This window comes from Pseudomonas sp. FG-3G (assembly GCF_901007645.1).
Classification (GTDB): Bacteria; Pseudomonadota; Gammaproteobacteria; order Pseudomonadales; family Pseudomonadaceae; genus Aquipseudomonas; species Aquipseudomonas rhizophila.
Genome location: NZ_CAAKGZ010000020.1, coordinates 103,433 through 122,866, shown reverse-complemented (window position 1 = coordinate 122,866; position 19,434 = coordinate 103,433). Strand labels below are relative to the sequence as shown.

General features: G+C 59.9%; 17 protein-coding genes. 8 read left to right on the top strand and 9 right to left on the bottom strand.

The window, feature by feature from the left end; genetic code table 11:
• Positions 1-6: 6 nt before the first annotated feature.
• Together PSEUDOMOFG3G_RS10295 and PSEUDOMOFG3G_RS10290 are read right to left on the bottom strand one after the other, a co-directional pair.
• The gene (locus PSEUDOMOFG3G_RS10295) at positions 7-1,449 is read right to left on the bottom strand and encodes a coniferyl aldehyde dehydrogenase (RefSeq protein ID WP_139049858.1); all 1,443 of its coding nucleotides are present in this window, start codon (positions 1,447-1,449) and stop codon (positions 7-9) included.
• Between the two features lie 288 nt (positions 1,450-1,737).
• Entirely contained in the window at positions 1,738-1,980 is a 243-nt protein-coding gene (locus PSEUDOMOFG3G_RS10290; RefSeq protein WP_107322806.1) for a hypothetical protein, read from the bottom strand.
• A 115-nt stretch (positions 1,981-2,095) separates the two neighbouring features.
• On the opposite strand from PSEUDOMOFG3G_RS10290, the gene PSEUDOMOFG3G_RS10285 reads away from it, so the two are divergent.
• The 3 genes from PSEUDOMOFG3G_RS10285 (at position 2,096) to PSEUDOMOFG3G_RS10275 (ending at position 5,386) form a co-directional block, all read left to right on the top strand.
• Complete coding sequence (locus PSEUDOMOFG3G_RS10285; RefSeq protein WP_107323296.1) at positions 2,096-3,106, top strand: response regulator; 1,011 nt, start codon at positions 2,096-2,098, stop codon at positions 3,104-3,106.
• Positions 3,107-3,109: 3 nt separating this feature from the next.
• Positions 3,110-4,063, top strand: a complete 954-nt coding sequence (locus tag PSEUDOMOFG3G_RS10280; RefSeq protein ID WP_139049857.1) for a sensor domain-containing diguanylate cyclase — start codon at positions 3,110-3,112, stop codon at positions 4,061-4,063.
• 99 nt (positions 4,064-4,162) lie between these two features.
• Entirely contained in the window at positions 4,163-5,386 is a 1,224-nt protein-coding gene (locus PSEUDOMOFG3G_RS10275) for a zinc-dependent alcohol dehydrogenase (protein WP_076384253.1), read from the top strand.
• Between the two features lie 153 nt (positions 5,387-5,539).
• On the opposite strand, the gene PSEUDOMOFG3G_RS10270 is transcribed toward PSEUDOMOFG3G_RS10275, so the two are convergent.
• Positions 5,540-5,902 carry a DUF6124 family protein gene (locus tag PSEUDOMOFG3G_RS10270; protein WP_139049856.1) on the bottom strand — a complete coding sequence of 121 codons (363 nt, stop codon included), beginning with the start codon at positions 5,900-5,902 and terminating at the stop codon, positions 5,540-5,542.
• A 1,147-nt stretch (positions 5,903-7,049) separates the two neighbouring features.
• Here PSEUDOMOFG3G_RS10270 and PSEUDOMOFG3G_RS10265 point away from each other — a divergent pair.
• On the top strand, positions 7,050-8,114 hold the full coding sequence (locus tag PSEUDOMOFG3G_RS10265; RefSeq protein WP_139049855.1) for a hypothetical protein: 1,065 nt from the start codon (positions 7,050-7,052) through the stop codon (positions 8,112-8,114).
• 265 nt (positions 8,115-8,379) lie between these two features.
• Here PSEUDOMOFG3G_RS10265 and otnI read toward each other — a convergent pair whose 3' ends face one another.
• The 5 genes from otnI to PSEUDOMOFG3G_RS10240 are packed head-to-tail and all read right to left on the bottom strand — an operon-like array spanning position 8,380 to position 12,717.
• The gene (gene otnI, locus PSEUDOMOFG3G_RS10260) at positions 8,380-9,156 is read right to left on the bottom strand and encodes a 2-oxo-tetronate isomerase (RefSeq protein ID WP_076384251.1); all 777 of its coding nucleotides are present in this window, start codon (positions 9,154-9,156) and stop codon (positions 8,380-8,382) included.
• A gap of 5 nt (positions 9,157-9,161) precedes the next feature.
• Positions 9,162-9,800 carry a 3-oxo-tetronate 4-phosphate decarboxylase gene (gene otnC / locus PSEUDOMOFG3G_RS10255; RefSeq protein ID WP_047225618.1) on the bottom strand — a complete coding sequence of 213 codons (639 nt, stop codon included), beginning with the start codon at positions 9,798-9,800 and terminating at the stop codon, positions 9,162-9,164.
• Complete coding sequence (otnK, locus tag PSEUDOMOFG3G_RS10250; RefSeq protein WP_047225617.1) at positions 9,797-11,068, bottom strand: 3-oxo-tetronate kinase; 1,272 nt, start codon at positions 11,066-11,068, stop codon at positions 9,797-9,799. The genes otnC and otnK overlap by 4 nt, the downstream gene beginning before the upstream one ends.
• A gap of 2 nt (positions 11,069-11,070) precedes the next feature.
• A complete protein-coding gene (ltnD, locus tag PSEUDOMOFG3G_RS10245) occupies positions 11,071-11,979 on the bottom strand; it encodes an L-threonate dehydrogenase (RefSeq protein WP_076384245.1) in 909 nt (302 codons plus the stop codon).
• Positions 11,980-12,000: 21 nt separating this feature from the next.
• Positions 12,001-12,717 carry a FadR/GntR family transcriptional regulator gene (locus tag PSEUDOMOFG3G_RS10240; RefSeq protein ID WP_230682588.1) on the bottom strand — a complete coding sequence of 239 codons (717 nt, stop codon included), beginning with the start codon at positions 12,715-12,717 and terminating at the stop codon, positions 12,001-12,003.
• Positions 12,718-12,908: 191 nt separating this feature from the next.
• Here PSEUDOMOFG3G_RS10240 and denD point away from each other — a divergent pair, with 191 nt between their 5' ends.
• Entirely contained in the window at positions 12,909-13,865 is a 957-nt protein-coding gene (gene denD, locus PSEUDOMOFG3G_RS10235) for a D-erythronate dehydrogenase (protein WP_139049854.1), read from the top strand.
• 59 nt (positions 13,866-13,924) lie between these two features.
• A complete protein-coding gene (locus PSEUDOMOFG3G_RS10230) occupies positions 13,925-15,331 on the top strand; it encodes a GntP family permease (protein ID WP_076384241.1) in 1,407 nt (468 codons plus the stop codon).
• Positions 15,332-15,399: 68 nt separating this feature from the next.
• On the opposite strand, the gene treA is transcribed toward PSEUDOMOFG3G_RS10230, so the two are convergent.
• Positions 15,400-17,031, bottom strand: coding sequence for an alpha,alpha-trehalase TreA (gene treA, locus PSEUDOMOFG3G_RS10225; RefSeq protein ID WP_139049853.1), 1,632 nt, complete (start codon positions 17,029-17,031; stop codon positions 15,400-15,402).
• 263 nt (positions 17,032-17,294) lie between these two features.
• On the opposite strand from treA, the gene PSEUDOMOFG3G_RS10220 reads away from it, so the two are divergent.
• Together PSEUDOMOFG3G_RS10220 and PSEUDOMOFG3G_RS10215 are read left to right on the top strand one after the other, a co-directional pair.
• On the top strand, positions 17,295-18,065 hold the full coding sequence (locus PSEUDOMOFG3G_RS10220; protein WP_139049852.1) for an ABC transporter substrate-binding protein: 771 nt from the start codon (positions 17,295-17,297) through the stop codon (positions 18,063-18,065).
• Position 18,066: 1 nt separating this feature from the next.
• Positions 18,067-19,410, top strand: coding sequence for a diguanylate cyclase (locus PSEUDOMOFG3G_RS10215; RefSeq protein WP_139049851.1), 1,344 nt, complete (start codon positions 18,067-18,069; stop codon positions 19,408-19,410).
• The last annotated feature ends 24 nt before the right edge of the window (positions 19,411-19,434 follow it).

The window sequence follows — 19,434 nt, the reverse complement described above, 5'->3', positions numbered from 1 at the left end:
GAAGACTCAGTGGGCAGTCAGCAATTGATCCAGCAAACCATGGATCATTGCGCCGTAAGGCGCGCGCATTGCCAGGTTGGACTCACCGAGCGGGCTCTGCACCACCACCGCCTTGGCATGGCTGAACGTACGGAAACCGTAGACACCGTGATACGCCCCCATACCCGAGTGACCGACACCGCCAAACGGCAGCGCCTCGAACACCACATGACTCATGACATCATTGATCACCACACCGCCCGAAGTCGTGCGCTCCAGCACCTGCTGGCGCTCACCGGCGTCCTCGCCGAAGTAATAAGCGGCAAGGGGCCGAGGTTGACCGTTGACGTAGTCAATCGCCGTGGCGAAATCGCGATAGGTCTTGATCGGCAACAGCGGGCCGAAGATTTCCTCGCGCAGCACCTGCATCTGTTCAGTGGCATCCAGCACTAGCGTCGGAGCGATCTTGCGGGTCTGGCGATCGCCCAGGTCTTCCTGCGCCGGGTTGATCTCGATCAGCCGCGCCCCTTTGGCGCGAGCATCGGCCAGATAACCCTGCAGGCGGTCAAAATTGCGTGGGTTGATGATGGAGGTGTAGTCCGGGTTGCTGTGCAAGGAGGGGTACATGGCACCGACGAAGCGCACCGCCTCGGCGACGAAGTCTTCCAGGCATTCTTCCGGCAGCAGCACGTAGTCCGGGGCCAGGCAGATTTGCCCGGCGTTGAAGGTCTTCACGGTCATGACCCGCTGCACCACCGTCGCCAGATCGGCGCTACGGGACACCAGCACGGGCGACTTGCCCCCCAGCTCCAGGGTCACCGGCACCAGATTGTCCGAGGCTGCACGCATGATGTGCCGAGCCACCGCCGTACCACCGGTAAAGATCAGGTGATCGAACGGCTGGGCACTGAACAGCGCGCCGACTTCGGCATCGCCCAGCACCGTGGTGAGTTCATTCTCGTCAAAATATCGGGCGATCAATTCGCCCATCAATGCCGAGGTGCGTGGGGTCAGTTCCGAGGGTTTGAGCATGGCCCGGTTACCGGCGGCGAAGATGCTCGCCAGAGGCCCGAACGCCAGTACGATGGGAAAATTCCAGGGGCTGATCACGCCCACCACGCCCAACGGCTGGTACTCGACCCGCGCCTCGCTGCCGGGGAAGGGTGACGGATGCGATTGCGCTTGCATCCACTCGGCCAGATGCTCACGGCAATGCTTGAGGCTTGCCACCGAACCGCCGATATCGGAAAGCAGCGTCTGCTCGCGGCTACGATTGCCGAAGTCCGCCGACACCGCTGCGACGATGGCGTCACGATTGTCCAGCAGTAGCGCAATGGCCCGATCGAGGCGGTCGCGGCGCAGCTCCAGGCTGGCCGGTCCGTCAACCAAGTGGGCCTGTTTCATCCGTGCGAGCGTGGCAGTGAGTTGTTCGGCGCCGACTGGCGTAGCGTCGTGATCGGGACTGTGCATGGCGTGGGTTCCTGCTGGTTATATTGTTATTAGACAGCACTAAATACCATTTCGAGCAGACATCTATGTCGACTCGCTGGGTGAGTATGCCAAAAAACAACAGAAAGGAAACCACTAGGTTTCTTAATTTACAAATATCCAGACGCGAGGCTATAAGCCCTATAAACAAACGGAAGTACCGATAATATCCGGTTCAGACCAGCAAAGAAGGAAACCCGTAGTGGGTGTTTTTCATGGGCGGTAAAACACGGTTCACGATCAAAAAACCAGAACAACTGGTTATTTTAATTAATCAATTATGTGCTGATCGACAACCCTGATTTGCGTCAGCCCTACCCGCTCGGCCTGCTCCAGGATCTGCGCAGGCGTCGCATCCGCGGTGGGCATGATCAGGCCGTTCTCTGCATCTCCAAAATGCAGCTGGAGCAGGTGCATCGCGGCTTCATGGACGGGCAGTTGAAGCTGCTTGAGCTCGAACGCGTGTGTGCGAGGCGCGTCGTTGAACAGGTAATTCACCGTGTAGTTGCGCATTGGACAGACTCCCGAAATGGATGAAGTGCATTTGACTAGCCTGACTTATTGGTCCAGTTTTTAGTTCAATGCAATGCGTGGCCTGCCTGAAGGCCTCGGCTGCCGTTCAATTCAAATGGGCGCCCCAGTGTCAGTGATTCCCTTAGTGGTATGTGACGACTCCAACATGGCCCGTAAGCAGGTGCTACGGGCGCTGCCGGCGGACTGGCCGGTCTCGGTCACCGAGGCCAGCAATGGTCGCCAGGCCATGGACGCCATACGCCAGGGGCTGGGCCAGGTGGTGCTGCTGGACCTGACCATGCCGGAGATGGATGGTTACCAGGTGTTGAGCGCCTTGCGCACCGAAGGCTTGAAGACGCAAGTCATCGTGATCTCCGGTGACGTACAGGAACAGGCGGTACGCCGCGTGCTTGAGCTGGGCGCATTGGCATTCCTGAAAAAACCTTTCGACGAAAACGAACTGCGCCAGACGCTCAGCCAGTTGGGCCTGCTGACGAAACCCGGCCAGACGCCGCCGCAAAATCGTCCGGCAACGAACACGGCCATCAGTTTTCACGATGCGTTTCGCGAGACGGTCAACGTTGCCATCGGCCAGGCCGCCGCCCTGATCGCCAAGGTGCTGGGTGTGTTTGTGCAGTTACCGGTACCGAACGTGAATATCCTTGAGGTGGGTGAGCTGCACATGGCGCTGAACGATGCCGGTAGCTCTGAACAACTCACCGCCATCTGCCAGGGCTTTATTGGCAGCGGGATTGCCGGCGAAGCCCTGCTGATATTTCACGAGTCGGAAATTGCTGACATAGCGCAACTGATGCAACGCCAAAGCAGCGACTATTCGGACCTGGAAATGCTGCTGGACCTCTCCAGTGTTCTGATCGGCGCTTGCCTGAGCAGCATTGCCGAACAGATCGACGTGGTGTTTTCTCAGGGGCATCCGCAGATTCTCGGCCAGCACGCGGCCATCGAGGAGCTGATTCAAGTCAACCGCAAGCACTGGAAAAAGACCCTGGCGGTGGAAATCAGCTACAGCCTGGAAGGGCACGATATTCGTTTCGATCTATTGTTACTGTTCACGGAAGACTCGATCGAGCGGCTGACCCAAAAACTCACCTACCTGATGACCTGAGCCATGCCTGATTCCATTGATCTGAACGAGTTTCACTGGTTGCTGGCCATTGTTCAGAGCATCGATGTCGGTGTGGTGGTGCTGGACCGCGACTACCGCGTGCAGGTCTGGAACACGTTCATGGAGAACCGCTCCGGGGTGCAGCCAAAGGACGCCCACGACCAGCATTTTTTCAGCCTGTTCCCGGAAATCGATCGCCAGTGGTTCAGCCGCAAGGTAGAAAGCGTCGCGGCCCTGGGCACCCCAGCGTTCACTGTCTGGGAGCAGCGTCCCTATCTGGTGCGGTTCAAGAGCTACCAGCCGATCACCGGCCAGGAAGAGTTCATGTACCAGAACACCACGCTGTTACCGCTGCGCTCGCCCGACAACACGATCAGTCACATCTGCCTGGTGATTTATGACGTCACCGACGTCGCCACCAACCGGCATCAACTACAGGCCGCCAATGCGCAATTGCAGCAGCTCTCCAGTACCGATCGACTGACCGGGCTGTACAACCGCGGTCATTGGGAGGCGAACCTGAAAGCTGCCTATGCGCGGCATCAGCGCTATGGCAATGCCTTGAGCCTGGTGATGCTCGATATCGACCACTTCAAACGAGTCAACGACACCTATGGCCATCAGGCCGGAGACAAGGTCATCGAACAGGTCGCCAGGCTTCTGCGCGAACACGTACGCGACTCCGACGTGGCCGGGCGTTATGGCGGCGAGGAGTTCGGCGTGGTGCTGTCGGACACCGACCAGACCGGTGCCCGGATGTTCGCCGAGCGCCTGCGCAAGGCCGTCGAAGAACTGCAGGTGCTGTACAACGACCAGAGCATCCGTTTCACCATCAGCCTTGGAGTGGCAGACCTGAGCCAGCCCTCGACCGGCCACGCCGAACTGATCGCCCGGGCCGACCAGGCGTTGTATACGTCCAAAAAAACCGGGCGCAATCGGGTGACGGTGCATGAGTAGATGATGACCGCCAGTCACGTGCCCGCGCTAATGCTCTGAACTTCCATCCAGCCTCCCGCCTCTGCCCTATATCACCACGCGACCCAGAGGCAGGAAGTCATGAGAGCACTCACTTACCACGGTGCACACAGTGTGAAAGTCGACACGGTCCCCGACCCGGTCCTGGAGGACAGTGACGACATCATTCTGCGTGTCACGGCAACGGCGATTTGTGGTTCCGATCTGCACCTTTATCGCGGAAAAATTCCCGCTGTCGAACATGGCGACATCTTCGGCCATGAGTTCATGGGAATCGTTGAAGAGGCCGGTTCAGCGGTGACCGCCGTTCAACCCGGCGATCGAGTGGTGGTGCCTTTCGTTATCGCCTGCGGCAGCTGTTTCTTCTGTCAGATGGATTTGTTCGCCGCTTGCGAAACGACCAACACGGGTCGTGGCGCGATTCTGAACAAGAAGGCAATCCCGCCCGGGGCAGCTTTGTTCGGTTTCAGTCATTTGTACGGCGGTATCCCTGGCGGACAAGCTGAGTATGTAAGGGTACCAAAGGCCAACACCGGGCCTTTCAAAGTGCCGGGAACCCTCTCGGACGAGAAGGTGCTGTTCCTCTCGGACATCTTGCCAACCGCCTTTCAAGCGGTGACCAACGCCGGGATCGGCAACGGCTCGAGTATTGCCATCTATGGCGCCGGGCCGGTCGGTTTACTGAGCGCCGCCTGCGCGCGGATGTTGGGCGCCGACCAGATCTTCATGGTCGATCATCACCCCTATCGTCTGGCCTATGCACAGAAAACCTATGGCGTTATTCCCATCAATTTTGATGAAGACGACGACCCGGCGGACACGATCATTCGCCAGACCAAGGGCATGCGGGGCGTGGACGGCGTGGTGGATGCCGTGGGTTTTGAAGCCAAAGGCAGCACCACCGAAACAGTGCTGGCTACGCTTAAACTCGAAGGCAGCAGCGGCAAGGCGTTACGCCAATGCATTGCGGCGGTCAGGCGCGGTGGGGTCGTAAGCGTACCGGGCGTGTATGCCGGTTTCATCCACGGCTTCCTGTTCGGCGACGCATTCGACAAAGGCCTGACCTTCAAAATGGGCCAGACCCACGTGCAGCGATATCTTCCCGAGCTGCTTGGCCATATCGAGACCGGTCGCCTTAGCCCTGAAGTCATCATCAGCCATCGCCTGTCCCTGGAACAGGCCGCCGAGGGCTACAAGCTATTCGACAAAAAACAGGAAGATTGTCGCAAGGTCATCCTGACACCCGGCGAGCCCGATATTGCCTTGCCGGTCAATGATGACCAGGCCGTTCTGCTGAGTACGTAGGCGCGCTGATCAGGCGCCTGGGATGGGAGTTGATGCCGAGCGCGAAAAACTTGGGCGCTGGGGCGAGGTAAATAGGGTTTAGGTTTTTTGCGTCACGTTTGAAGGCGTTTGCGTAGCAAGGGAGCAAGCGCTCCCTCGCTACCTGCCTAGCGACTACCCAGGCTTGTGGTTATCCAGTACTCGATTGACCGCTAACTCACCCAACATGATGACCCGTTGCAGCACCAGCATCGTTTGGCGTCTTGGGCCGTCCGTCAAATCGGTGAGGTCGCTGACCATCACACTGGCGGATGCCAAGGATTCGCACGCCTCAACGAGCAACGTTTCGTCATCCACCGCTGCGTCGATGGTGAAGATCGTGCTGGGTTTGCGGGGCTGTATCTGCGTTTTCGTTGCCCCGGGGTTCAGGTAGTGCTTGAGCGCGCGGTCTGCCGCCTCTTTCAACTTTTCGGGGTCGAGAGAGTTGCCGTAGAGTACCGAGTCGATATCTGGGGGGTTGGGAGTTACTTTGAACATAGTTAACAATTCCTACATTGGAGCTGCAACCGTTCTCGACTAAAAGAAGGGTGGCGGCTGTACGCAGGTTAGTCGACCGGTAGGAATTGGTAAAACCCGGCGCGCCCGAGGACGCCCTGCGCACAACCACCATTTAGTGCAGGAATATAAATGACCTGACTGAACGGTGTTCAAGCACCTTACCAAACCTGATGGGCGACTAAACCCGACCACTGATGGGCAGTGGCAGGTAAACGATAGAGGCCAGGGGCAAAGCGCACAAGCCAGCGGATTCTGACGCATGCGTAAGCAAGGACGCAAGGTCTCGTAGCCTTTGGGGTGTAATGTGGAATGTATTTAAACGTGTCGCGCTGGATATGTTTACGGCAATTAAACGGGTCGATTTTTCTTCGTTATTTTTTGGGGCTGTATTATTGCAAATACAGTGTTTTGTGGGGTGCTTCGGGATCATCGATCTTAAACGAGATCCTGCCGTAGATAATACGCTGGCGGATGCTTTGGGAATTTGCCTACATTTGACCGTAGCAACGATCTGCTTTCTCGGCAGAGGGTTTGAGGTTGGAGGCGGTTGTCTTGGGCGACTGGCTTCGGCCTTCGACCGCTCTCGATGGGCTTGGAAGGATGCTTGGCGGAGGGAGGCAGCTGTACGGGGTCTCCAGCAAAGAGGCCGACCTTGATGCCGTCGGCTGAACCCTCGCACAGTAGCCGATTTGCTAAAAAGATGGCCACTGCACGCCGGAGTAGACCGGAGAACTGGGCATCGGCAGAAAGCCTAGGGGCCCGGCGTACAGCGCCATCAAACATCGGGCGGAGCGACCTGTTCCTTCAAGAGAGGCACCTAAGTACCACCGCAGGGTGCTCCGCCCGGTCACCGCGAGCGGTGACGAGGGATAAGATACCGGTGGCCTATGGATGCGGGGGATTCTGTGGTGGTCGTAGGTAATGGCGTCAGATGATGTACGGCTTCCAGGAGACTCGTCATAACGGATGCTGACGTGTTTATGACATCTTTTTTCATGCAGAGAGCTTTCACTGCCCCTCGCTTGCGCTTATGAAAAATTCAACAATACTTGCCATCGTATTGACATCACTCTTCCCCGAGTAGCTCTCGCGAGGCTCCAAACCTCGCAAAATCAAGGACGAACACATGAACTCTACGCCGCTCTCGATGCTCCTTCTCTGCTCTCTAATCTCTGGTTGCAACCAGTTCACGTACTACAAGGAGCTTGAAGCTGACAAACGACTTGCCATCGTCACCGAAAGAAAAGAGCTTTTTGGAGACAAAGAACTCACTCGAAGAATTACCTGTTCCGAACCTAGCCCCGACGCCCTTACTGCCCTGGCAGCGAGCTTGAGCGGTGAAACCAAAGCCGGGGTCAACCTTGCCGCAGCATACTCCGAAAATGCAGCCAGCATCGGTTTGAGAACCCAGTCAATTCAACTATTACGCGACCAGCTCTACAGCATATGCCAAGCATATGCAAACCAAGGGGTCTCCCCTTATACATATCAAACTCTCCTGGCCAAGAATCAGCAGAATACGATTGCCCTGATGGCGATTGAGCAACTAACCGGAGTATTGAAAGCACCAAACATAAAGCTAACAACCACTGCTGAGTCATACTCGTCAAGTCTTGTAAAAAAGCAACAGCAGATAACGGATATGGAATCTAGCCTTATGGAGATTGAAGACAAGAACTCCGAGAAGGCCAAAGAGTTAAAGGCTACTCTTGATGCTTTAAAGAAGGATCTTAAAGCGTCGCAGCGAGGAAGCGTAAAGGCCCAAGGTGATGTTGAAGTTGAGGAAAACCGCTCATCAGACTCAACTAATTTGACAGATCAAAACGTTAAGATAATAACTGGAGCAATTCTCAGCCTGGTCGAGCAAACCAACCACAACACCGAGAGTGTAAACTCAATGTTCGTTTGCACGGATATACTCCAAACATCGTCCTTTCGGGATAAAGCTGAACGAGCTGCCAGTGGGACTGCGGCGAATACGGACTTCACTCCGCTGGAGAAAGCATGTGAAACCTACGTCAAGGAGCGCCTTAGTGCTGAGGCATCAAGTCTTGGATTAAAAACAGAATACCTTTCAAGCCCAACAACTCTTCAACTTATAAAAACACCTAGCGGCCTAGAGCAGGTTTCAAAGGCCATTAAAGTAATAACAGATACTCCACAGTCAGCCCCGTCAGTCTCGGCACCTTGAATAATAAGCCAGATTGCCGAGTAGATGTCGTGCAGAGAGGATGCCGAGGCCTCTTCCGTACTAACATTACGAACATCAGACCTTGCATAACCTACCCTCACACGTTAGATAGGCGCCTCGCACGCTTCCAGCCAAGCTCTTTTTTTGTTAGCTAGCCAGAGATCGGCGCAGAGGTGCGCGTCAATAGCGATGCATGTAAACATGGGAGGGTCTGCATTCGTAGCATTCCCTCACGCCCTGCCTGGACGCCCCTCCCCCTCTCAGCTCAGCGCCAAGGCGCAAACCAGCCCAGGCCATCCTCGGTCAGGCCGCGAGGGTTGTACTCGCAGCCGATCCAGCCATCGTAGCCGGCCTCGTCGAGCAGTTTGAACAGGTACGGGTAGTTCACTTCTCCCAGGTCCGGTTCGTGCCGATCCGGCACGCCGGCAATCTGGATATGCCCGACACCGGCCTGGAAGCGCTGGAAACCGGCAATCAGATCGCCTTCCATGATTTGTGCATGGAACAGGTCCAGTTGCACACGCAGATTCGGCTCGCCCAGTTCGGCCAGAATTGCATGGCCCTCGGTCTGGCGATTGATGAAGTAACCCGGAATCGAGCGGGTGTTGATCGGCTCGATCAGCAGTGTCAGTTGGTGCTCGGCCAAACGTCGTGCGGCGTAACGCAGGTTCTCCAGATAGACCTCGCGCATGCGCGGACGCTGGCTCTCGTCACTCACCAGTCCGGCCATTGCGTGCAGTTTGGGGCAGCCCAGGGCGTGGGCGTATTCGATGGCCCGGTCGACACTTTCACGAAATTCCGCCTCGCGCCCCGGTAACGCCGCGATGCCGCGCTCGCCCGCGGCAAAATCCCCCGGTGGCAGGTTGAACAGCACTTGGCTAAGCCCGTGCTCGGCCAAACGTCCGGCCAGTTCGGCCGGTGCGAACTCATAAGGGAACAGGTATTCCACGCCCTTGAAGCCGGCCTTGGCGGCTCGGCCGAAGCGATCCAGGAAAGGTGCGTCGTTGAACATCATGCTGAGGTTGGCAGCGAAACGTGGCATTGCAGTCACCATTGGGCGCCGAAGGTCTGGCGCAGTTCTTCGATTTGTTCGTCGTCCAGCGCCCGTACCGGCTGCTGGCGCAGCAACAGGTAGAGCTTGGCGGTTTCTTCGAGTTCTTCGATGGCATAAGTGGCCGCCTCCAGGCTCTTGCCCGAAACGACCGGCCCGTGATTGGCCAGCAACACCGAACTGTGCTGTCCGACCAGCCCGCGAATCGCCTCACCCAGCCGCGGATCACCGGGCCGGTGGTACGGAATCAGCGGCAAGCGCCCCACACGCATGACGAAATAGGGTGTCAGCGGTGGCAGGCAAGACGTCGCGTCCAGGCAATCCAGGCACGAGACCGCCGCCGAGTGCGTGCAATGCAAGTGCACGATGGCACCGGAATCTTCACGGCCTTCATAGACGGCACGGTGCAGGAATGCTTCCTTGGAGGCGGGTTTGCCGGCCAGGTGGTTACCTTGCCAGTCGAGCTTGGCGATGTCGGCCGGGTCCAGACGACCGAGACAGGCGTTGGTCGGTGTCAGCAGCCAGCCATCGTCCAGACGCACGCTGATATTCCCGGAGGAGCCAGGGCTGAGCCCACGCAGGTAGAGGGAACGGCCGATCTCGACGATCTCTTCGCGCAATTGGCTTTCTGTCATGCCAGCATCTCCCAGGCCTTGATCATGAAATCGGCGCTACCGAAGTTACCGGACTTGAGCGCCAGCGTCAGCGGCCGACCGGATTGGCCGAGCGTCTGGGTCCAAGGCACGCCGGGGTCGATGCTCGGCCCGATGCGCAAACCTTCGATGCCCAGCGCGCCGACCACTGCGCCGGAGGTTTCGCCACCGGCCACCAGCAATTGGCCCACGCCCTGCTGTTCGACCAGCGCACGGGCAATCGCCGCCAGGGCCGATTCAATGCGTTCACCGACCTGCTGCGCACCGAACTGTTGTTGCACCCGGCGTACCTCGTCGGCTGGACTGCTGGCATAGATCAGCACCGGCCCCGGGTGGCCGGCAGCCCAGGCCAGGGCCTCGGCCACCAGTGCGTCACCGCGGGCCATCAGCTCGGCGGCCTCAAGACGAAAGGCAGGATAGACCGCTGCCGCCTGCTCGATCTGGCCGAGGGTCGCTCGCGAACAGCTACCGCTGAGAATCGCCTGGCGCCCCCACCCCGCCTCCAGCCGGCTGGCTTCGCCGTTGGCCTGCAACAGCCCTCTGGCCTGCCAATCCTGGGCCATGCCCAGCGCCAGCCCCGAGCCGGCCGTGACCAACGGCAGATCGGCACAGGCCGCGCCGAGCACCTGCAAATCTTCATTATCGATAGCGTCGCTGATGGCGATGCCCACGCCCTCGGCGCGCAACGCGGCGATCCGCTGACGGGTCGCCTCGACGCCGGCGCGCAGGGTCCGGTAGTCGATCAGGCCGACCGGGTGGCGTGTCTGCGGCTGCAACACGCGCAGCAGGTTGGCGTCGCGCATAGGCGTGAGTGGATGGTCCTGCATCCCGCTTTCGTTGAGCAGCACGTCATTGGCGAACAGGTAGCCGTTGAACACGCTGCGGCGGTTTTCCGGAAAGGCCGGACAGGCCACGGTGAAGTCGCTGCCCAGGGCTTGAAGCAACGCATCGCTGACCGGGCCGATGTTGCCCTCAGCGGTGGAGTCGAACGTCGAGCAATACTTGAAGTAGAACTGTCGGCAGCCCTGCTGGCGCAACCACTCCAGCGCCTGCAGCGACTGAGCGACGGCTTCATCGGGCGCCAGGTTGCGCGATTTGAGTGCCACCACCAGGGCGTCGGCTTCACCCACCGCCAAGGGCCCGTGCGGGACACCAATGGTCTGCACAGTGCGAGCACCGCCGCGCACGAGCATGCTGGCAAGGTCGGTCGCTCCGGTGAAGTCATCGGCGATGCATCCGATCAGGGGCATGGTCAAATCTCCTCGTTGGCGGCGGCAGGCAAGTTGATGCCGGGGAATATCTTCACCACGGCGATATCATCCTCGCGCCCCAGCCCGGAAGCCGACGCTTGCTTGAACATCTGGTGGGCGCTAGCGGTCAGCGGCAGCGGGAAGACCGCCTCCTGGGCGCTGTCGAGCACCAGGCCCAGATCCTTGACGAAAATATCCACCGCCGAGCGCGGTCGATAATCACCCGCCAGCAGATGCGGCACGCGGTTTTCGAACATCCAGGAATTGCCAGCGCTGTGACTGATCACCTCGTAGAGCGCCTCGGGATCGCAGCCCTGGCGAATGCCATAGGCCATGGCTTCGGCCGCCGCGGCAATGTGGACCCCGGCGAGCAACTGGTTGACCAGCTTGATCTGCGAGCCTTGCCCGGCCTCTTCACCCAGCCGGTAGACCTTGGCGGCGACGGCGGCAAGTGCCGTTTGCGCCCGTTCGAAGGCGGCCTCCGGCCCCGAGGCCATGATGGTCAACTCGCCCGCTTCGGCGCGCACCGCCCCGCCTGAAATCGGCGCATCGAGCATCAGCACTTGATGCTCGGCCAAGCGCCCACTGATGCGCCGCGCAGCCGCCGCCGAGATGGTTGCACAGGCAATGACCACGGAACCCGGACGCAACCGCGCGGCAATACCCTGCTCGCCGAACAGCAGTTGCTCGGTTTGCGCGGCGTTGACCACCACGATGAAGAGCAGGTCGCTGAGCGCGGCGCTGTCACTCAGGGCACTGACCGGCTGGCCACCTTCGGCGATGAAGGCCTGACGCACATCCTCGCGGATGTCGTAGCCCCATACGGGCAGACCAGCGCGCAAAAGTGCGCGCGCCATGCCCAGGCCCATGGAGCCCAGGCCGACCACACCAATACTGGATATTGCTGTCACGGGTGAATCCTCTTGTGGTTGTTATCCGGACGCGTCGGCCTCGCTTCGCGCTTCGCGCAGGCGGACTTCGGCGTTGCGCAGATGCGAGGAGGCCGCGGTACGTGCCGCCTCACTGTCACCTGCGGCGATAGCGGCGAGCAGCGCGTGGTGCTCCTGATCGACCTGACACATGTACTGGGCGTTACGCGCCTCGTTGCGACGGGTCACTCTGATCGCCTGTTGCAGCAGCTGGTGCAGAAAATCGATGGTTTCGAGAAAGTGCTGGTTACCGGTGGCGGCCACCACCGAACGGTGGAAGGCGAGGTCTTCGCGCACGCCGTCTTCACCCCGCTCGACCGCTTCGTCAAGCTCGGCCAAGGCGTTTTGCATCGCCCGCAATTGCGCATTGGTGCGCCGCGCTGCAGCCAGTTCGGCGGCCTTGATCTCCAGCGCGCTGCGCAATTCGAGGATCTCCACCACCGCCTCGAAGTTGCCCTGGGGTGGAGACAGGCGCAGCGCGACACTGGGATTGGGCACGACGAAGGTGCCGCTGCCCTGGCGCGAAGTGAGCATGCCTTCGCGCTTGAGCATCGAAATCGCTTCGCGCACCACCGTGCGGCTGACACCGTACTGCTCGCACAATGCCTGCTCAGTGGGCAGGCGGTTCCCGGCGGCCAACTGGCCGTCATGGACCGCTGCACTCAGGCGTTTGGCCAGCCGTTCGGCCAGCTTGGGGGTAACGTCGTTCAGACTGTCCACTCAGATTCTCCCGGCAATCGTCGCGCTGCCTTGCCACCCGCTGTGGGCAAGAAGAAAACACGCAACGGTTGCGTCCACGTTAAATTCATCATACAACATGACAACTGCTTGTCACCTGGTTCGTCAAATAACAAGAATACGGGGCGTTCGGCACCCTGCCCCGAATATTCTCCTTAAGCGGAGTGCAATACATGAAGATCCTGGTAACTGGCGGCGCTGGCTTTCTCGGCGCCCGTCTGATCGAAGCGCTGCTGGCGCCCACCGCGAGTGACTTGCTGCCCCCCGGTGCCAGCCTCGTCTCGGTCGACCTGGCGCCCTGCCCCATCAATGACCCTCGGGTGGTGTCGCACACAGGCGACATCTGCGACCCCGCCTTTATCAAATCGCTGATCGGCCCAGAAACCTCCCTGGTCTATCACTTGGCCGCGATCGTCAGTGGCCAGGCCGAAGCCGACTTCGACCTTGGCATGCGGGTCAATTTCGATGCGACCCGCGCCCTGCTCGAAGCCTGCCGCCAACAGGCCCAGGCACCGCGTTTCGTGTTCGCCAGCTCACTGGCGGTATTCGGTGGGCCGATGCCCGAGCAGGTGCCCGAAGAACTCGCACCGCTGCCGCAATCGTCTTATGGCGCGCAGAAGGCCATGGCCGAACTGCTGATCAATGACTACTCGCGCAAGGGCTTCATCGATGGCCGGGTGTGTCGCCTGCCGACCATTTCCGTTCGCCCCGGCAAACCCAACGCTGCGGCCTCGTCATTTGCCAGCGGCATCCTGCGCGAGCCCCTGGCCGGCGAAGCGAGCAACTGTCCGGTACCACTGGATACCCGCATGTGGCTGTCTTCGCCGCAGACCGTGGTCGACAACCTGCTCCATGCCGCGCGCCTGGACGGCCAGGCGCTTGGCCTGCGGCGGACCCTCAACCTGCCCGGCATCAGCGTGCGGGTCAGCGAAATGCTCGACAGTCTCGCCCGTGTCGGTGGCGAGGCGGCGCGCGCGCGGGTCAGCTTTGAGCCGGACGAGCGGATCCAGCGCATCGTCTGCAGCTGGCCCGGCGACTTCGACATCCAGCGGCCGCTGCAATTGGGCTTTCGCGGTGATGCCGACTTCGACAGCGTGGTAAGGGCGCACCAGCTCAGCATGAATCACTGACCCAGGCGGCGCCGTGTGGTGCCGTCGTTCCATCCAATAACAACAAGAGTGATTACCCAATGGACGCAACTTCTATCGCCGGCCCACAGCTGATGGTGAGCCTGGTCCTGGCCATCGTCATACTCATCGTGCTGGTTCTCAAGACCCGCATCCACGCCCTGCTGGCGCTGATCATCGCCGCCTCGATCGCCGGCCTGGGTGGCGGCATGGCGCCCGACGCGCTGGTCAAATCCATCACCACCGGCTTCGGTGCCACGCTGTCGACCATCGGCCTGGTCATCGGTTTCGGTGTGATGATGGGCCGCCTGCTGGAAGTCTCCGGCGCCGCCGAACGAATGGCCTATACCTTCGTGCGCTGGCTGGGCAACAAACGCGAAGAGTGGGCGATGATGGTGACCGGCTACATCGTCTCGGTGCCGATCTTCTGCGACTCGGCGTTCGTCATCCTCAACCCGTTGGTCCGGGCGCTGGCGCGCAACAGCGGCAAATCGATGCTGACCCTGGGTATTGCCCTGGCCAGCGGCCTGATGCTGACCCACCATGCGGTTCCACCGACGCCAGGGCCACTGGGGATTGCCGGGATTTTCAATATCGACGTGGGGTTGATGATTTTCTGGGGCGTGGTATTCACCATTCCCGGCACCTTCGTGCTGGTGGCCTACGCCCGCTTCATGGGCCCACGCATCGAGGCGATGATCGCGCAAAGCGGCCAGACACCGGTCGAACCCGCCACCGCCTATCGTGAAGTGCTCGAACGCGCCGATGCCCGCGAGGCCGAACTGCCGCCGCTGTGGCTGTCGATGCTGCCGATCGTGCTGCCTATCCTGCTGATCTTCGCCAACACCCTGGTCGTCGCCCTCGGCAAACTCAACGGTGACAGCACCCTGACGCAGAGCCTGTTCGGTCAGACCATCGCTTTCGTCGGCAACCCGGTCATCGCAGTCGGCCTCGGGGTGGTGGCGGCACTGTATGGCCTGGTGCCGCGGCGCCCGCGTGAGGAAGTCATCGCGCACATGGAGAAAGGCGTGGAAAGCGCCGGCATCATCCTGCTGGTCACCGGTGCCGGTGGTGCATTGGGTGCCGTGTTGCGCGACAGCGGTGCGGGTCAGTACATGGGCGAATGGGTCGCCACCTTGCCGCTGCCGGCGGTGTTGATCCCCTTCGTGATCGCGTCCCTGGTGCGCCTGATCCAGGGCAGCGGCACCGTGGCAATGATCACCGGCGCCTCGATTTCGGCACCGATCCTGGCCTCGATTCCCGACGTTAACATGGTCTTCGCCGCCCAGGCGGCGGCCATTGGCTCGATGGTCTTTGGCTACTTCAACGACAGCTATTTCTGGGTAGTCAACCGCATGCTCGGGGTCACCAACGCCAAGCATCAGATGCTGACCTGGTCGATTCCGACCACGATCGGCTGGTTCACCTCCCTGCTCACCCTGTTGCTCTTCAACGCCATTCTCGGATAACAGTGCCGGGCACCTGGGCAGGAACTGATAAGTCCTGCCCAGGTTTGTCCCTTGCTCTTAGCGCCAGCTCATTCACCCACAGTCGTTGCGGAGGAACGTGCGCCATATTTGCTCAACAGTTTCAGCGTCACGCCATTCGTCCAGCCGAAACCGTCCTGCAACTCATATTCGCCACCTCCCCCGCCATCTCCCCGCCCGGATACGTCGTACTTCTCTACCAGCTTGTCTTCCTTGCGGTAAAGATTGTGTACCTGTTGCAGGAAGCGAGTACCAATCTGCTGCGCCAGCGCGGTGTGCCCATAGCGATCCAGCCCCTCAACCGCCACCCACTGCAGCGGTGCCCAACCGTTGGGTTCGTCCCACTGCTGGCCATTGCTGACCTGCGTGGTGGCAATGCCGCCAGGGCGCAGCAGACCATCACGGACTGCCTCGGCCGTGCGATTGGCGTGGTCCGCGGAGGCAAGGCCGGTGTAAAGAGGAAACAGCGTGGCGGCTGTCAGTTGCGGGCGTTGACGGTGCTGCTGCCAGTCGTAGTCCACGTAGAACCCTGCATCGGCATTCCACAAATACTGCTCGATGGCACGCTGCCGCCGTTCTGCGCGCTGACCATAGGCCTGGACGCATGGCGTGTTTTGCACGGTTTCACACGCCTTGGCGATGGTGCGCTCCAGGTGATAGAGCAGGCTGTTCAGGTCCACGGGCACAATGGATGTGGTGCGTATGGTTGCCAGGTTCTGGCCGTCGCCGAGCCAGCGCGAACTGAAGTCCCAACCACTCTCCGCCCCGGCACGCAGATCACGCCAGACCTCTTGCCTGGGTCTGTTTGAGGCCTGTTCGGCGGTTTTGACATCTTGCAACCAGGATTCCTGTCGCGGCGTCGAACGGGCATCCCAATAGCGATTGAGCACGCTGCCATCGGCGAGCTTGACCACATGTTGCGCGGCGGCACCCGGCTTGAGCCCCTCGGCGCCCTGCATCCAATAGGCGTATTCCTTCTGCAGTTGTGGAAGGTAACGCCCAAACGCCTGGTCACCTTCGATGTGCGCCTGCAACTGCACCATGTAAGCGAAGAATGGCGGTTGTGAGCGGCTCAGGTAGTAGGTGCGATTGCCATTGGGAATGTGCCCGTACGTGTCGATCATGTAGGCAAAGTTATCGGTCATCTGGCGCACCTGGGCCTGATCACCGCTTTGTTCAAGCCCGAGCATGGTGAAGTAGGAGTCCCAGTAGTACATCTCGCGAAAGCGTCCGCCTGGAACGACATAGGGTTGTGGCAAGGGCAACAGGCTGCTGTAGGGCGGCACTTGGCGATAGGTACGGCTTAACACGGGCCAAAGGCTGTCGATGTGCTCTTGTATGGGCGCGCCCGGTTTCGGTGCCGGGCTTTGCGCTGCGCCGGACTCGATGAAGTTGTCCTTCACGAAGGTTTCGAGATCGAAGTCGCTGTTGTCGCGAAGAGCCAGGTATTCGGCACGGATTTTCGAGGGGTCGCGGGTGGGCAGTGCGTCGACGAAATGCTTCTGGTCGGTGAACAGTTGGTTGTTCTGCACGGCTTCGAACAACTCGGGATATGCCTGGTCGGGCGGCAGATTGGCCCGTTCCTTGGCATCCATGTAGCCCCAGGTCGCGGGCGGTTGGCTTGAGCAAGCCGCGCACAGCCACGCGGCGAAGGACAGGCTGGTGAAATACAGTGGTCGCATCAGCGGCTCCATCATTTGTCGTTCCTGACAAACGACTGACACGGCCGAACAAACCCGGGTTCATTAAATGTCGCCGAATCGACAGCTGGAACAAGAGAGGCCACACTCAAGTTTTTCACAGGGTCTGGCCCGACCGCCCCAGGTTCAATGCCCCCCCGGTTTCGACGGATGACACTCAAGCGCGTATAGGCCCAGCCGATAACACATTAAGTCAACGGCCCCCAGGCCGCGCCGGCACTGCTGGTTGCATAGGGTAACTCTCGATGATTTTGCCGTTTAACCGTCTGCTGATGAGCTGCGTCCTGGTGTTCCTGGCTGCAAGCACAGCCGTGCCAAACGCCGCCGCAGAGACTGCGCTGCGCATCGTTACGGAAGAACTGCCGCCCTATAACATGACGCAGAACGGGCGAGTGACCGGTATGAGCACCGAGGTGGTCCAGGCGGTGCTCAAGGAGCTCGGCGTAGAGGCGTCCATCCAGCCCATGCCTTGGGCGCGGGCCTACGAACTGGCGCTCAATGAAAGTAACGTGTTGATCTATTCAATCGTTCGAACGCCTGCGCGTGAATCACTTTTCCAGTGGGTCGGGGCCATCGCCCCAACCCAGTGGTACATGTATTCGCTGGCTGAGCGCCCGGTAAAACTCAACTCGCTGGACGATGCGCACGGTCACCAGATTGCCACCGTCAATCAGGACGTGGGTGAGCAATACCTGGTGTCGAAGGGTTTCCGCATTGGTAAAGACCTGCAGTCGAGCAACAAGTACGAACACAACTACCGCAAGCTCAAGGTCGATCACGTGGAGCTATGGATTTCCAACGAGCTCAACGCGCTGTACCTGACCCGCCAGAATGGTGAAGACCCGGATAAAGTGTTGATCCGCTCGCTGCCGCTTCCCGAATTGAGCAGTCAGGACGGCTTGAGCATGGCGTTCAGTCGCAAGACGCCGGCCGCGACGGTCGAGAAATTCCGCTCAGGCCTGGAGACCATCCGCCGTAATGGCGTTTACGACGCCATCATGCGCAAGTGGTTATGACATGGCCGACGATTTTCGGACTGTCCCCATCCATCCGCCAAAAACCAGGACGTTCAGCTCGCTGGGACGGCGTCTGGTTTTGGCCACGCTGGTGTTCTGCCTGTGCTTTACCTTGGCGATGGTCACGCTGCGAACCTGGCAGGCTTGGGAAAACAATCTGGCGCAGATGAATTCCGAGCTGGTCCTGATCGACCAGGTGTTCCAGAACACCCTGGCCCATGCCATTTGGGAAATGGACCGTGAATCGTTGGACAAGCAGATCACCAGCGTTGCGAATGCGGCGCCGGTGGGACGCGTGGTACTCAATATCCTGCGACCCGGACAGTCGCCAGAAATCATCGAGTTCAATCGATATGCCAGCAATGCATCCAGCGTGGCGCCGGTGCTGCATCGCCAGCTCGTCGCGCAGCCCTACATCGGCGCCAACGAAAAGGTCGGTGAACTGACCATCGAGGGCGATAACAACCTGCTTTGGGAACGCCTCTGGGACGAAGCCCGCAGCATCGTGATCACGCAGGTGATCCAGTCGTTGCTGCTGGCCGGCCTGGTCATGACCATGTTCAACCGCCTGGTGACCGTGCACGTTGTCCATATCGCCCGGCATCTGGGGAAACTCTCACCACAAACACTCAACTTCCACCTCAAGCTGCAACGTTCGGCCCGGCGCCAGGACGAGTTGAGCCTGCTCGAATCCAAAGTCAATGCACTGCAAGACAACCTCCACGCCCATCTGGAGCGCCAGCACTCGGACGAACTGGCCCTTGCAGCCAGTCGCGACCAGTTGGCCGAACTGGTCGAGGCGCGCACTTCGGAACTCAAGGCCGCCAACCAGGCCCTCGAAGCGCTGTCGCGTCACGATGCCTTGACGGGCTTGGCCAACCGTCGTTACTTCGATGAACTGAAGGATGTCGAATTCCGCCGTGCGATCCGCCACAACACCCCGCTGGCCGTGCTGATGTGCGATGTGGATTTCTTCAAGATCTACAACGACACCTACGGCCATATCAAAGGGGACGAGTGCTTGAAACAGATCGCCGGGACCCTGCGCAGTGTCTTCGGCCGCTCCGGCGAACTGACTGCTCGCCTGGGGGGTGAGGAGTTTGTCGTGGTATTGCCCAATATCAACGCCAGCCAGGCATGCGAGGCAGCCCAGCGGTTTCGTGAAAGCCTGGCTGAACTTGCACTGCCCCATGGCGGCTCAGCGGTTTCGCCCTTTGTCACCCTGAGCATTGGCGTCGCCGAGCTGGACACCAAAACCATGGACCACTTCGATCAACTGCTGCAACGCGCCGACCAGGCGTTATACCGGGCCAAACGCCAGGGGCGCAATTGCGTCGCTTTATAAAACCACCGTGTGCTGCGAGGTCTG

Bases quoted from the DNA above. Each gene is read 5' to 3' on its own strand.
- PSEUDOMOFG3G_RS10295 (WP_139049858.1), bottom strand. From the start codon at position 1,449: ATGCACAGTCCCGATCACGACGCTACGCCAGTCGGCGCCGAACAACTC.
- PSEUDOMOFG3G_RS10290 (WP_107322806.1), bottom strand. From the start codon at position 1,980: ATGCGCAACTACACGGTGAATTACCTGTTCAACGACGCGCCTCGCACA.
- PSEUDOMOFG3G_RS10285 (WP_107323296.1), top strand. From the start codon at position 2,096: ATGGGCGCCCCAGTGTCAGTGATTCCCTTAGTGGTATGTGACGACTCC.
- PSEUDOMOFG3G_RS10280 (WP_139049857.1), top strand. From the start codon at position 3,110: ATGCCTGATTCCATTGATCTGAACGAGTTTCACTGGTTGCTGGCCATT.
- PSEUDOMOFG3G_RS10275 (WP_076384253.1), top strand. From the start codon at position 4,163: ATGAGAGCACTCACTTACCACGGTGCACACAGTGTGAAAGTCGACACG.
- PSEUDOMOFG3G_RS10270 (WP_139049856.1), bottom strand. From the start codon at position 5,902: ATGTTCAAAGTAACTCCCAACCCCCCAGATATCGACTCGGTACTCTAC.
- PSEUDOMOFG3G_RS10265 (WP_139049855.1), top strand. From the start codon at position 7,050: ATGAACTCTACGCCGCTCTCGATGCTCCTTCTCTGCTCTCTAATCTCT.
- otnI (WP_076384251.1), bottom strand. From the start codon at position 9,156: ATGCCACGTTTCGCTGCCAACCTCAGCATGATGTTCAACGACGCACCT.
- otnC (WP_047225618.1), bottom strand. From the start codon at position 9,800: ATGACAGAAAGCCAATTGCGCGAAGAGATCGTCGAGATCGGCCGTTCC.
- otnK (WP_047225617.1), bottom strand. From the start codon at position 11,068: ATGCCCCTGATCGGATGCATCGCCGATGACTTCACCGGAGCGACCGAC.
- denD (WP_139049854.1), top strand. From the start codon at position 12,909: ATGAAGATCCTGGTAACTGGCGGCGCTGGCTTTCTCGGCGCCCGTCTG.
- PSEUDOMOFG3G_RS10230 (WP_076384241.1), top strand. From the start codon at position 13,925: ATGGACGCAACTTCTATCGCCGGCCCACAGCTGATGGTGAGCCTGGTC.
- treA (WP_139049853.1), bottom strand. From the start codon at position 17,031: ATGCGACCACTGTATTTCACCAGCCTGTCCTTCGCCGCGTGGCTGTGC.
- PSEUDOMOFG3G_RS10220 (WP_139049852.1), top strand. From the start codon at position 17,295: ATGATTTTGCCGTTTAACCGTCTGCTGATGAGCTGCGTCCTGGTGTTC.
- PSEUDOMOFG3G_RS10215 (WP_139049851.1), top strand. From the start codon at position 18,067: ATGGCCGACGATTTTCGGACTGTCCCCATCCATCCGCCAAAAACCAGG.